Origin of the sequence: Mesorhizobium sp. B3-1-8 (assembly GCF_006439495.1) — a bacterium.
In the GTDB taxonomy this organism is placed as follows: Bacteria; Pseudomonadota; Alphaproteobacteria; order Rhizobiales; family Rhizobiaceae; genus Mesorhizobium.
On the sequence record NZ_VFTK01000017.1, the window covers coordinates 26,132 to 39,049 of the forward strand.

At 65.9% G+C, this 12,918-nt stretch carries 12 protein-coding genes and 1 riboswitch; of the genes, 4 read left to right on the forward strand and 8 right to left on the reverse strand.

All coding sequences use genetic code 11. The annotated features are described in order from the left end of the window. The first annotated feature begins 1 nt into the window (after position 1). Positions 2–769, forward strand: a complete 768-nt coding sequence (locus tag FJ424_RS17080) for a cobalt-precorrin-6A reductase (RefSeq protein WP_140655293.1) — start codon at positions 2–4, stop codon at positions 767–769. Here the strand turns inward: FJ424_RS17080 and FJ424_RS17085 are convergent. The 8 genes from FJ424_RS17085 to FJ424_RS17120 all read right to left on the reverse strand — a co-directional run bounded on the left by FJ424_RS17085 (position 733) and on the right by FJ424_RS17120 (position 11,041). Then, positions 733–1,497 (reverse strand): precorrin-3B C(17)-methyltransferase, encoded by a 765-nt coding sequence (locus tag FJ424_RS17085; protein WP_140655263.1) that lies wholly within the window; start codon positions 1,495–1,497, stop codon positions 733–735. The genes FJ424_RS17080 and FJ424_RS17085 overlap by 37 nt on opposite strands. Beyond that, positions 1,494–2,243: a precorrin-2 C(20)-methyltransferase gene (locus FJ424_RS17090; RefSeq protein WP_140655267.1), complete on the reverse strand. Its 750-nt coding sequence runs from the start codon at positions 2,241–2,243 to the stop codon at positions 1,494–1,496. The genes FJ424_RS17085 and FJ424_RS17090 overlap by 4 nt, the downstream gene beginning before the upstream one ends. Continuing rightward, positions 2,240–2,872: a precorrin-8X methylmutase gene (locus FJ424_RS17095; protein ID WP_140655270.1), complete on the reverse strand. Its 633-nt coding sequence runs from the start codon at positions 2,870–2,872 to the stop codon at positions 2,240–2,242. Before FJ424_RS17095 ends, FJ424_RS17090 begins: the two co-directional genes overlap by 4 nt. Before the next feature lie 2 nt (positions 2,873–2,874). After that, complete coding sequence (gene cobG / locus FJ424_RS17100; RefSeq protein ID WP_140655273.1) at positions 2,875–4,347, reverse strand: precorrin-3B synthase; 1,473 nt, start codon at positions 4,345–4,347, stop codon at positions 2,875–2,877. Continuing rightward, positions 4,344–8,087, reverse strand: a complete 3,744-nt coding sequence (locus tag FJ424_RS17105; protein ID WP_140655274.1) for a cobaltochelatase subunit CobN — start codon at positions 8,085–8,087, stop codon at positions 4,344–4,346. The genes cobG and FJ424_RS17105 overlap by 4 nt, the downstream gene beginning before the upstream one ends. An 18-nt stretch (positions 8,088–8,105) precedes the next feature. Continuing rightward, positions 8,106–9,143 carry a cobalamin biosynthesis protein CobW gene (cobW, locus tag FJ424_RS17110; protein ID WP_140655277.1) on the reverse strand — a complete coding sequence of 346 codons (1,038 nt, stop codon included), beginning with the start codon at positions 9,141–9,143 and terminating at the stop codon, positions 8,106–8,108. Continuing rightward, complete coding sequence (locus tag FJ424_RS17115) at positions 9,140–9,571, reverse strand: DUF1636 family protein (RefSeq protein ID WP_140655296.1); 432 nt, start codon at positions 9,569–9,571, stop codon at positions 9,140–9,142. Before FJ424_RS17115 ends, cobW begins: the two co-directional genes overlap by 4 nt. Positions 9,572–9,610: 39 nt before the next feature. Then, positions 9,611–9,812, reverse strand: a riboswitch (cobalamin riboswitch). A 29-nt stretch (positions 9,813–9,841) separates the two neighbouring features. Beyond that, positions 9,842–11,041, reverse strand: a complete 1,200-nt coding sequence (locus FJ424_RS17120; protein WP_140786366.1) for a winged helix-turn-helix domain-containing protein — start codon at positions 11,039–11,041, stop codon at positions 9,842–9,844. 331 nt (positions 11,042–11,372) lie between these two features. On the opposite strand from FJ424_RS17120, the gene FJ424_RS17125 reads away from it, so the two are divergent. The 3 genes from FJ424_RS17125 to FJ424_RS17135 are packed head-to-tail and all read left to right on the forward strand — an operon-like array spanning position 11,373 to position 12,917. Next, a complete protein-coding gene (locus tag FJ424_RS17125; protein ID WP_040982049.1) occupies positions 11,373–11,738 on the forward strand; it encodes an NADH-quinone oxidoreductase subunit A in 366 nt (121 codons plus the stop codon). Continuing rightward, positions 11,729–12,310 carry an NADH-quinone oxidoreductase subunit B gene (locus tag FJ424_RS17130; protein ID WP_015317338.1) on the forward strand — a complete coding sequence of 194 codons (582 nt, stop codon included), beginning with the start codon at positions 11,729–11,731 and terminating at the stop codon, positions 12,308–12,310. Before FJ424_RS17125 ends, FJ424_RS17130 begins: the two co-directional genes overlap by 10 nt. 4 nt (positions 12,311–12,314) lie before the next feature. After that, entirely contained in the window at positions 12,315–12,917 is a 603-nt protein-coding gene (locus FJ424_RS17135) for an NADH-quinone oxidoreductase subunit C (RefSeq protein WP_095764859.1), read from the forward strand. The last annotated feature ends 1 nt before the right edge of the window (position 12,918 follow it).

Sequence of the window (12,918 nt, forward strand, 5' to 3'; positions counted from 1 at the left end):
GATGACCCACCATATCCTGATCCTCGGCGGAACGACGGAAGCTCGGCAATTGGCCGGGAAGCTCGTCCGCCGCGAGGATTTTTCGGTCACGCTGTCGCTTGCCGGCCGCACCGAAAGCCCGGCCGCACAAGGCGTGCCGGTGCGTGTCGGCGGTTTTGGCGGCGCGGAGGGATTGGCTGCCTATCTTCGCGAAGAGCATGTCGATCTGCTGATCGACGCCACGCATCCATACGCCGCCCGTATCTCGGCCAATGCCGCCGAGGCGGCCAAGCGGTCCGGCGTGCCGATCCTTGCGCTGCGTCGTCCCGGCTGGGAGCCTGTCGCAGGCGACCACTGGACGCTGGTCGATGACGTTACTGAGGCGGCAAGCGCCCTCGGCACGGCGCCGCGCCGCGTTTTCCTGGCGATCGGCCGGCAGGAGGCCGGGGCCTTCGAGACCGCGCCCCAGCATCGCTACCTGATCCGCAGCGTCGATCCGGTCGAGCCGAAGCTCGCGGTGCCCGATGCGCTCTACATGCTGGCGCGCGGGCCGTTTCCGGAGGCGGACGAACGGGCTTTGCTCGAAAGATACGGTATCGACGCCGTCGTGTCCAAGAACAGCGGCGGCGAGGCGACCTATGGCAAGATCACCGCTGCGCGGGCACTCGGCATCGAAGTGGTCATGATCCGCCGGCCGGCGCTGCCTGACGTGCCCTCGGCCGAAACCGTCGATGCGCTGGCGGGAAAAGTCGATCATCTTTTCGAGCCCGTTGCCGAACGCGGCGTGTAGACCAGCGCCGGCCGTTCGCCGCGCTTGATGATCCGGGTCTCGGGCGAGCCGATGATGATGCAGGTCGACATGTCGGCCTTTTCGGCGTCGGCGTCTGCCAGCAGAAAAACCTCGATGCGCTCGTCGGGGCGCCCGGCGGCGCGGCCGAAGATCACCGGCGTGGTGCCGGGCAGGATCGCCTTCAGGCATTCGAAGGCGCGGCCAAGCTGCCAAGGGCGGGCCTTGCTGATGGGGTTGTAGAGCGCGATGACGAAGCCGGCTCCAGCCGCCGCCAGCAGGCGCAGCTCGATCAGATCCCATGGCTTCAGATTGTCAGAGAGCGAAATGGCGCAGAAATCGTGGCCGAGCGGCGCGCCGATGCGGGCGGCGACCGCAAGCATGGCGGTGACGCCGGGTACGACCGACAGGTCGATCGAACGCCATTCGTCGGGCCCGGCTTCGATCGCCTCGCAGACAGCCGCGGCCATGGCAAAGACGCCGGGATCGCCGCCTGAAACGACGGCGACGCTATGGCCTTCGGCCGCCTTGGCCAGCGCCTCGCTGGAGCGGGCAAGTTCCTCCCGATTGTCGGAGGCAATGCGGGTCTGGTCCGGCCGCAGCTCAAGCCGGTCGAGATAGGGCTTGTAGCCATAAAAGAACGAAGCCTCGGCCACCGCATGGCTGGCCTGCGGCGTGACCTGGTCGGCATTGCCCGGACCGAGACCGATGACGGTGAGGCGGCCGCTCATGCTTTGGCTCCGGAGCGGGCCGACCAGCCCGCGACCAGCACGATGGCGAAATAGGGCGCCTTGTCGTCCGGTTTTTCGGCAAGCCGCATCGAGATGCTGCCCGGCATCGTGCCGCGCTCGACATAGACGGCTTTCGCCAGCTTGCCGGCCGCTTCCAGCGCGCGGCGGATTTTTGGCAGGTTGCGGCCGACCTTCATGATCACCGCGGCATCGGTGTCGGCGAGGCGGCGGGTCAGCTCGAACTCACTCATCGTGCCCGGCAGCACGGTCAGCACATCGTCGCCCTGGACGATCGGCAGGCCAGTGGTCGACCAGCAGCCGGACATGGCGGTGATTCCGGGGATGACTTCCGTCGGGAACCGGTGTGCAAGCCGCACATGCAGGTGCATGTAGGAGCCGTAGAAGAGCGGATCGCCTTCCGACAGCACCGCCACCATCCTGCCGGCGCCGAGATGCTCGGCGACCTGTTCGGCCGACTGCTCGTAGAAATCGGCGATCTGCGAGCGGTAGTCGTCATGGTCCTTGTCGATTTCGGTGGTCACCGGATAAAGCAGCGGCAGCTCGATCATGTCCGCCCGGAAGCGCGCCTCGACAATGGCGCGCGCATTGCTGTTGTTGCCGCGCTTGGCGAAATAGGCGACGACGTCGGCCTCGGCCAGCGCGCGCGCCGCTTTCAGCGTCAGAAGCTCCGGGTCGCCGGGGCCGGTGCCGACGCCGACAAGACGGCCTTTTACAATCGCGTTCACAGGCCCGGCCTCGCCAACGAATTGAGCGCGGCGGCGGTCATGGCGCTGCCGCCCAGCCTGCCGCGCACGATGGCATAGGGCACGCCGTAAGAGTTCTCGGCCAGCGCATCCTTGGATTCGGCGGCGCCGACGAAGCCGACCGGCATGCCGATGATCACGGCGGGCTTCGGCGCGCCGTCGCGCAGTTTTTCGAGCAGATAGAAGAGCGCGGTCGGCGCATTGCCGATGGCGACGACCGAACCGGCCATGCGCTCGCCCCAAAGGTCGATCGCGGCGGCCGAGCGGGTGTTGCCGATTTCCCTGGCGATGTCGTGCGTGCGCGGGTCGCGCAGGGTGCAGATCACGTCGTTGCCGGCCGGCAGCCGGGAGCGGGTGATGCCGTGGGCCACCATCTCGGCATCGCAGAAGATCGCCGCGCCGGCGGCGAATGCGGTGCGGGCCGCATCGACGAAGCCATTGGAGAAAACAAAATGGCTGGCGGCTTCGACCTGGCCGCAGGCATGGATCATGCGAATCGCGACATCCGCTTCGGCCTCGGAGAAGCGCGACAGGTCCGCCTCGGCGCGGATGATGGCGAAAGAGCGCTCGTAGATCGCCATCCCGTCATGGATATAGTCGTAGGCGGCCATTTTCAGTTCCGTCGATAGAGTTCGGCGATGCCGGCCGCGCCAAGCCTTGCCAGGCAGGCGGCGGCAGTCTCGCCTTGATGTCGTGCGTCGTGGATCGCCGCCGCAATGCCGGCGACCCCACGCGCGGCGTCATAGCCCGGCCTGTACGCGGCAGGAAGGGCCTTTGCCGTCCCGTCCACGACAAGTCCGGCTCCGTTTTCGTCGCCGACCAGGGTCAGTGCCGCCGCGCCGGGATGCGCGCAGCCCTTGGCGCAGCCGGAAACGTGGAGCGTCAGCGAGGCGTCGATGAGGCCGGAGCTTTGTTTTGCAATGGTTTCGGCGATGGCGCGCGTGGCGATACGGCCGGAAGCGCAGGCCGGCGTGCCGGGGCAGGCAGCTATGCGGATGCGTGGGTCCGTGGGGTCGGTGACGAAGCCGAGGGTGGCGGCGGAGGTTTGCAGGGAGGAGGGTGCGGAGAGGCCGAGGAAGAGCAAGGCGCGGCCTGGGGCGAGGCGGATTTCGATGGCGCGGAGGTTCGCGGCTTGTACGGCGAGATCGATGAGGGACTGGGCGGGCATGCTGCCGTAGGGCAGGGCGATACCGAGGGCGGTGTTGCTGCCTAGACTGAATAGGCCAATGGGACGTCCCGCGGGCCGGCGTTCCTGCGCCCCCCTCTCTGTCCTGCCAGACATCTCCCCCTCAAGGGGGGAGATTGCCTTGTCGCCGCGGCTTTCGCCAATCTCCAACGCCGAAAGTGGAGAGCCTGCGCGGGAACTGCCAATCTCCCCCCTAGAGGGGGAGATGTCCGGCAGGACAGAGAGGGGGGTGACGGAGTGCCAACTTGCGAGTGAAATAAGCTGTCTCTCCGACAAATCCCGCGTATGCGCCTCGCGCCCTTTTTCAGCGACCATCCTAAGAGCCGCGACGGCAATGTCGCGCGCCGCATCTTCATCGACTGTCGCGAGTGGCTTCGCACTGCGCCCGTCGCCGGCAATCGATACGCTCCACTGGATGCTAGTGCTGGTCCGCGCCGCCTTCAGCCGAACATCGGCCGTCACAGCGTCCAAGTTCAGCTGCCCGCCACCGTCGACAACCACCGACACTTTCGGTCCCAGCCTTGCCGTCAGCCCGGCCTCTTCGATCGCGACCCTGATCCGCTCGGCCAGAGGGCGCGGGTCGGCAATCTCCTGCGGATCGATTCCCGCCAGCGGCCCGACTTCGACCGGCACGCCGCTGCGCACGGCAATGCCAAGCGCATCCACCTCCGCCGCCAGCAGCCGCGCGCTGTCCGCCGTCAAACCACGGATCTGCAGGCTGCCGCGCGCGGTCACTTCCATGATGCCGTTGCCGTGGCGTAAGGCGGATTCGCCGAGTCCGATCAGCGACTTCGGAGAAATTCCTCCAGCGACCGGGTTGAGCCGGACGAGAAGCCCATCACCGGTCTGCATCGGCGCACTGAGAGCAGGGCAGGCGCCGCGGCGTGAGAAGGCGTTCATGCCGCCACCCCGCTTGCCTGGGCCTCGGCGATCAGGGCCGCGAGATCGTCGTCGATGGAATTCCTGAGCGGATGCCAGAGGCCGCGCCGCCGCGCAGCGAGAAAGCGCTCGGCGATGACCTTGGCGGCGGCCGGGTTCTCGCGCAGCAGGAAGGCGCGCACGTTCGGGTCGCCGACATAGGCGTCGTGCACCGCCTCGATCAGCGCGCCTGATATGGCATGCGTGGTTTCGGCGAAACCGACCAGCCGATCGACGGTCTCGGCGAATTCGGAGGCGCCGCGCGGGCCATGGCGCATCTGGCCGGCGATGAAGCGCGGGTTGACGGCGCGGGCCCGCACGACGCGTGATACTGCATCGCCGACCGAGCGCGGTTTTGGCTTCTTCGGATCGGTCGTGTCGAGCACGATGACGTCGGCATTCCTGCCAAGTGCTGCAAGGGCGGCCGAAAAGCCGCCGATGAAAGCGACGTCGGCCGAGCCTTCGAGGATGTCGCGGCCGGGATCGTCGCCGGTGTGGACGAGGAGATCGGCTTCCGCGATCCGTCCCTCGAAAGCGCCGGGCGCGGAGATCGCTTCGCCGTCGGCGCCGCCATAGGCATGCGAGGTGGCGTCGAGATAGGCGCGGCCGATCTCTTCGCGCGCGCCCCATTCGCCGCGCGACAGCAGGTCCTCGACGCCGGCGCCATAGGAGCCGGGAGAGGTGCCGAAAATGCGCGGGCCGATCTTGCCCTCAGCGCGTGTCGCCGCGGCGAGGGGATTTTCCGAATCGTCCTCGTCGCGGCTGGCGACCGCGTTGGCGGCGGCGTCGATCAGCGCGATCTGGGTCGGAAACATGTCGCGGAACAGGCCGGAGATGCGCCAGGTGACGTCGACGCGCGGGCGGCCGAGCGCCGCCGGCGGCAGCACCTCGATGCCGGTGACGCGGCCGGTGGCGGCATCCCATTGCGGCCGGCAGCCCATCAGCGCCAACCCTTGCGCGATCTCCTCGCCGCCCGTGCGCAAGGAGGCCGAGCCCCAAAGATCGATGACCAGCGAGCGCGGCCAGTCGCCGTGGCTTTGCATATAACTGCGCACCACTTCTTCCGCTGCCGCCTGGCCGAGATCGTAAGCAGTCGGCGTCGGCATGGTGCGCGGATCGGCGGTGAAGAGATTGCGACCGGTGGGCAGGACATCGGAGCGACCACGCGCCGGCGCGCCGGCGGGACCTGCCTTGATGTGGCGGCCATCGAACGCGGCGAGCAGGGCAGACTTCTCAGCCTCGGCGCTTTGCCGGCGCAGTGGATCGACCTCGTCTTCCGGCGCGCGGCCATAGACATGCAGCCCGTCCTTGACGGCGAAATCCTTGAGGTCGCAGAGCCAGGCATCGATGCGGCGCAGTGCTTCGTCCGGAGCGTCTGTGCCGGCAACGCCGGCTTCGGAGGCCAGACCGGTCCTTTGCGCCGTCGCGACAATCAGCCTAGCCAGACGGTCGCGGCGGCGGCGGTCGAGGCCATCGGCCTGGGCATATTCATCGACCAAGCGCTCCAGCTTCTGTTGGACCTCGTCGAGGCCTGCGCCGGTCAGCGGCGGCGGCAGATGGCCAAGCGTGACGGCCGAAATGCGGCGCTTGGCCTGCGCGGCCTCGCCGGGATTGGAGACGATGAAGGGATAGATGACCGGCAACGATCCAGTGACGATCTCGGGGAAGCAGGTGTCGGATAGCGCCACCGTCTTGCCTGGCAGCCATTCCAGCGTGCCATGCGCGCCGACATGGATGATGGCATGCGCGCCGAGCGATTTTTGCAGCCAGAGGCCGAAGGCGATCAACTCGTGGCGCGGGGGAAGCGTCGGGTCGTGGTAATCGGCGCGGCGGTCGGCCGAGCGGCCGCGGTCGGGGGCCAGCGCCACGGTGACGTTGCCGAAGGTGGCGGCGCGGAAGGGGAAGGTTGCCGAGGTCGGCGCTTGAACACCCCCCTCTGTCCTGCCGGACATCTCCCCCGCAGGGGGGGAGATTGATCTGTCGCCACCGCTTTCGCCAATTGTCGGAGTTGCAGGAATGGCGCCTTCGGCGGAACTGCCGATCTCCCCCCTTGCGGGGGAGATGTCCGGCAGGACAGAGGGGGGTGCCTCGCGCGAACCTATCTGGTCCTGTGCCATGCCCCACGCCGCCTCAACCAGAGCTCGTGCTGCCTCCGGCAATTCGGCTGAAAAGGCAATGTAATCCGTCAAGGCAAGGCCGCGCCCACCCACCTCCAGCGCATCCAGCAGCTCCCGCGGCGATTGCGGAATCCCGTCAACCGCATAGCCCTGTTCCTTCAGGTCACGCAGCATGGCGAGCACGCTTGACGGCACATCAAGCCCGACGGCATAGCCGGTCCGCCCAGGCGCGCTCGGATAATCGGGGATCAGGATCGCCAGCTTGCGCTCGGCCCGCTCGGTCCGCTGCAGGCGGATAAAGGCAGCGATCCGCTTGGCGACCTGCGCGACACGGTCCGCTTCGGGCCGGTTGGCGAAGGCGCGGAAGGCGAGCGCCGGGTCGGTTTCGACCTCGCCCTTGAACGAGATGGCGCCGGCAAGGATACGGCCGTCGAGCTCGGGCAGCACGACATGCATGGCGAGATCGGCGGGCGCAAGGCCGCGCTGATTCTTTTCCCAGACCTCGCGTCTCGTTGTGGCGACGATGACCTGGAACACCGGCACGCCGGCGCGGTCGAACAGGGTCTCGGCGCCGGGTTCGGCGCCGGAGGCGAAGGCGGTGGCGGTGACGATGGCGGCGGGATTCAGCGAGGCGATCGCGTTTTCGACGAAGGCGAGAGACGCCGGGTCCTTGAGGCTGGAAACGAAGATCGGCACAGGGGCCATGCCTTGCGAATGTAACGCCTCGGCCAACGCGTCGATCGGCGCGATGTCTGCGGCAAGCAGCATGGAACGGTAGAAGAGGATGGGGACGACTGCGAAATTGTCGACGCCGAGTTCCGTCACACCCCCCTCTGTCCTGCCGGACATCTCCCCCGCAAGGGGGGAGATTGCTCTGTGGTCGACGGTTTCGCCAACTGTAGATGTTTCAGCTAGCTCGATATTTGACGAAGCAGAGATAGAGCCGGCTTGGGTGACGGCTGATCTCCCCCCTTGCGGGGGAGATGTCCGGCAGGACAGAGGGGGGTGCGAAGGAATGCCGACCCTTGAAACGTTCGACTTCTCGACGACACCAACTCCCGGCCGATAGTACCCCGCCTTCGGCACACTGACCGCATCAACCACGGCCGCCTCAGCCCCAGCAAGCCTTGCCAGCCTTTGCACCAGCGCCGCCATATTGGCCGGCCCGCCTTCGCGGAAATAGCCGAGCAGGGCGTCGAGCTCGGCGCGCGGCAGGGTCGAGCCTTCGATCAGCCGCTGGTCCTCGTCATGGCTTTCACCGGGCAGCAGCGCCAGCTTGATGCCGCGCTCGCGCGCGACCGCAGCGAGCTGGTCGCAGCCGTAACGCCACCACTCATAGCCGCCGAGGATGCGCACCAGGACGACCTTGGCGTGGCGGGCGACGCTGTCGATCCAAAGATCCACCGACATCGGGTGGCGAAGGTCGCGCAGCGCCGCCAGCCGCATCGCGGGCAGCCGCGCGGCATCGGCCTTCCAGGCGGCGGCCAGACCGGCGAGGTCGCTGTCGGTGAAGGACAGGGCCACCACATCCGCAGGCGTCTGCCTGAGGTCGATCGGCTCGGCGAGATCGTCGAGCGAAGCGGATGTCGTGGTGAGGATATGCATCGCTTTTTGGTCTTAGCCTCAGCCGGCGAGGATACGCTCGATCGCCGGACGGTTCAGCCCCTTGAGGCCGATGACGACGAGCCGCGAGCGGCGGTCGTCCTCGGCCGTCCAGGCGCGGTCGTAATAGTGGTTAACGCGCGGGCCGACAGCCTGCAGCAGAAGCCGCATCGGCTTGCCGCCGACTTCGACGAAACCCTTGACGCGCAGCACGTTTTCCTGCTCGGCGGCAACGGCGACGCGCTTGGCCAACTCGTCGGGATTGGCGATCGACGGGATGTCGATGACGAAGGAATCGAAATCGTCATGCTCGTGGTCGAGCTCGTCGTCGTGATGGGTCTTGCGGTTCTCGATGTCGTCCTCCACCGCAAGGCCGAGGCCGAGCAGCACGGACGGATCGACCTTGCCCTGCGCTGTCGGCACGATCTTGACGGCACGCGCGACATGCTCGCCGATGACGGCGTTGGCGCGGGCGGAGCCCGCTGCATCCATCAGGTCGCTCTTCGACAGGATGATCAGGTCGGCGCAGGCGATCTGGTCCTCGAATACCTCTTCGACCGGATCGTCATGGTCGAGGGAATCGTCAGCCGCGCGCTGCGCCTGCAGGGCATCCATATCGGAAGCGACGCGGCCATCGGCCAGCGCCGGGCCGTCGACCACGGCGATGACGCCGTCGACCGTCACGCGGCTCTTCACGCTCGGCCACTGGAATGCCTGCACCAGCGGCTTCGGCAGAGCGAGGCCCGAGGTCTCGATCAGGATGTGGTCGACCTTGGGATTGAGCGACAGGATCTGATCGAGCGCCGGCACGAAATCGTCGGCGACGGTGCAGCAGATGCAGCCATTGGCCAACTCGACGATGTTTTCTTCCGGGCAGGCGTCGACGCCGCAACCCTTCAGGATCTCGCCGTCGATGCCGACATCGCCGAACTCGTTGACGATGATCGCCAGCCGCTTGCCCTTGGCGTTCTCGAGCAGGTTGCGGATCAGCGTCGTCTTGCCGGCGCCGAGGAAGCCGGTGACGACGGTGCAGGGCACGCGGGAAACGGATGCGTTCATGGTCGGTCCTTCAACATGTCGAGGGGAGGGATGCGGGCAACGAGGCCGCGCTTGAGGGAATCGGGCCGGCCGCGCCAGGGGATGAGGCCGTCGGTCGAGGTGGCGAAGATCTTTGCGCCGGCGACGAGGTCGGCGCCGCTGGTCGTGTCCAGATCGCCGAAAACGTAGCTCCAGCAGCCGTCGCGCAGCAGCGCGGCGCTCAGCCGGCGCTTGCAGTTGCCGAGGCATTCGACGGTACGGATCTTGATCTTTTCGCCGGAAGCAGCCCGGCGCGTGTCTTCGGCAAGCAGCGCACCGGCGCGCGGATGGGCGTCCGAGCCGGTCTCGTCGCGGCAGGATGAGCAGACGATGACGGTCACGCCGGCCAAAGCATCGGGCTCGGACGGAACGTCCGCACTGTTTGCCGGGAAACTGCCGTTGCGATCCAAAACCATGCTCCTTGCCCGGAAAACCCGCCGGGCATTCGGATACTTAAAGTCTCAGACGGCAGGTCTCCTGGCTCGCGGGTCGTCGCCCTGAATGCCGCCTTCCCGGGAAATCCCAGTGGTTTTCGGCAGAGGCTCGTCGCTTACAGTTGCGGGGACAGCCGCGGATTTGGGTGTTGGCCCGCACCGCATTCCCTCTTGGCTCCTCCCTTGCCGGGAGAAGACCGTCTGGTCAGGATTTAGGCTTACGGCTAGGTCCCTGTCAACGCGCAGCTACGACACCGCGATGTCGGCCAGCGCCGGGCCGAGGTCGCCGGCCGGCATGACTTCGATCGCCTCCAGGCCGAGCCAGCCCTGCATCTGCTTCAGCTCGTCGAAGAGCCGGGCGGCGGTTTCGGCGGGAGCGCCTGCTTCGGCGTAAGCGGCATGGACGCGCAAGACGCTGGCCGGGCGGTCGGCCCGGAGATCGACGCGAGCAACGATCCGGTCGCCGAGCAGGAAGGGCAGCACGTAATAGCCGTATTGGCGCTTTTCCGCCGGCGTGTAGATCTCGATGCGGTAGCGGAAATCGAAGAGTTTTTCCGTCCTGGTGCGTTCGAAGACGACGGGATCGAAGGGGGCGAGCAGGGCGCGCGCCTCTATCCGGCGCGGGAAACGGGCGTCCTTGTGGAGATAGGCAGTCTTGTCCCAGCCTTCGACCTTCACCGGCAGCAACTCGCCGGCATCGACCAGGTCCTCGATGCGATCCTTCGTGTCGCCCGGCGCGAGACGAAAATAGTCGCGCAGGTCGCCATAGGTGGCGATGCCGTGGGCACGGGCGGAAATGCGCAGCAATTCGCGATGCGCGTCCTCGACCGAGGGTTCGGGAAGGTCGAGCACCGCCTGCGGCAAAACGCGCTCGGGCAGGTCATAATAGCGTTCGAAGCCGCGGCGGTAAGCGGTGGTGATGCGTCCGGCCCAGAACAGCCATTCGAACGCGTGTTTGGCCTCGCTCCAGCCCCACCAGCCGCCATTGCCCTTGTGGCCTTCGATATCGGAGGCGGCGATCGGACCGCGATCGGCGACCTCTCTATATATCTCGTCGATCGTTTCCTTGCGTTCACGGCCCCATTTCGCCAGGCCGAGATATATCTCGTCGCCCTGCTCGGCGCGCTGCATGCGCCAGCGCATCAAAGGATAGGTCTCGACGGGCAGGAACGACGCCTCATGCGCCCAGTATTCGAACACGGCGCGCTTGCGAGTGACCGCGGCATTATCGAGCAGCGTAAGCGGGTAGGGGCCGAGGCGCGAATAGAGCGGCATATAGTGCGCGCGCACCACCGCGCTCACGGAATCGATCTGCAGAAGGCCGGTTCGCGAAAGCACCCGGGCGAGGTGCCGGCGATCCGGAACTCCTGCAGGGCGAGGGTCGTTGAACCCTTGCGCGCCCAGCGCGATGCGCCTCGCCATGGCCAGCGAAATCTTGTCCTTCATCAGGTGTACTTGCCCCGATCGTCGTTGGATCTTCAGCCGTGATTCCGGCCATGCTAGCAGGCAAATGGCGGGAGATATGTCAGGAGAGAAAAGTGGAGTAAAAAGTGAAGGAAATCAAACAGGAGCGGATCGGACCAGTTTCTTCCGATAAGCCGTCCAGGGCCGCGATTTGAACAAGGTTTGACTTGCGTCACCGAAACCGCTGCGCTAACCCTCGCCGCGTTGCAGCATGGGCCCCTTAAACGGTTCAGCGGTTAATCTGTCACGCTTCCGCATTAGAGTTCGTTGCTGTAATCAAAGTGAACTGCCCCCGCCGAAGGAAAGTCGCCGCATGAGCGCACTCCTAAGTTCGTACCTGCCTATCGTGCTGTTCATCGCCGTGGCGATGATCGTCGGTCTGGCGCTCATCGTTGCTCCGTTCCTTGTGGCCTACCGCAATCCCGATCCGGAAAAGCTTTCCGCCTATGAATGCGGGTTCAATTCGTTCGACGATGCCCGCATGAAGTTCGACATCCGCTTCTACCTGGTGTCGATCCTGTTCATCATCTTCGATCTCGAGGTCGCCTTCCTGTTCCCGTGGGCGGTGTCCTTCTCGAAGCTCGGCATGCTCGGCTTCTGGTCGATGATGGTGTTCCTGGCGGTGCTGACCATCGGCTTTGCCTATGAATGGAAAAAAGGAGCGCTGGAATGGGATTGAACGATAGTTCAGGCACCCTCGTCGCGCCGAAGCCCAAGGGCATCATCGACCCCAACACCGGCAGGCCGGTGGGGGAGGACGATCCCTTCTTCCTCGAAATCAACAATGAGCTGGCCGACAAGGGTTTTCTCGTCACCTCGACCGAGGCGCTGATCACCTGGGCGCGCAGCGGCTCGCTGATGTTCATGACCTTCGGCCTCGCCTGCTGCGCGGTCGAGATGATCCACACCTCGATGCCGCGCTATGACTCGGAGCGTTTCGGCGTCGCGCCGCGCGCGTCGCCACGCCAGTCCGACATTATGATCGTCGCCGGCACGCTGACCAACAAGATGGCGCCGGCGCTGCGCAAGGTCTACGACCAGATGCCGGAGCCGCGCTACGTCATCTCGATGGGCTCCTGCGCCAATGGCGGCGGCTACTACCACTATTCCTATTCGGTGGTGCGCGGCTGCGACCGCGTCGTGCCGGTCGACATTTATGTGCCCGGCTGCCCGCCGAGCGCGGAAGCGCTGCTCTACGGCATTCTCCTTCTGCAGAAGAAGATCCGCCGCACCGGCACGATCGAACGGTGAGCCGATGACCCTGGCGTTGAACGAACTCTCCACCTATCTCGGCGAGAAGCTCTCCGGCCGCATCGGCGAAGCCGTGCTTGCCTATGGTGAGCTGACGGTTTCGGTTGAACCGGGCAACCTGATCGAGGTCGCGACCTTCCTGCGCGATGATCCGCGCTGCCAGTTCATCTCGATCATCGATGTCTGCGGAGCGGACTACCCGTCGCGCGCCAGGCGCTTCGACGTCGTCTATCACCTATTGTCGCCGAAGCAGAATGTCCGCATCAGGCTCAAGGTCCAGGCCGACGAGGAGACGCTGGTGCCGTCGCTGACCGGCGTCTATCCAGGCGCCGACTGGTTCGAGCGCGAGACCTATGACCTTTACGGCGTGCTGTTCTCAGGCCATCCGGACCTGCGCCGCATACTCACCGACTATGGTTTCGAGGGCCATCCGCTGCGCAAGGATTTCCCGCTGACCGGTTTCGTCGAGGTTCGCTACGACGACGAGGCCAAGCGGGTTATCTACGAGCCGGTGGAATTGAAGCAGGAATTCAGAAACTTCGACTTCTTGAGCCCGTGGGAAGGAACGGATTACGTCCTTCCCGGGGATGAGAAGGCGAAACAGTGAG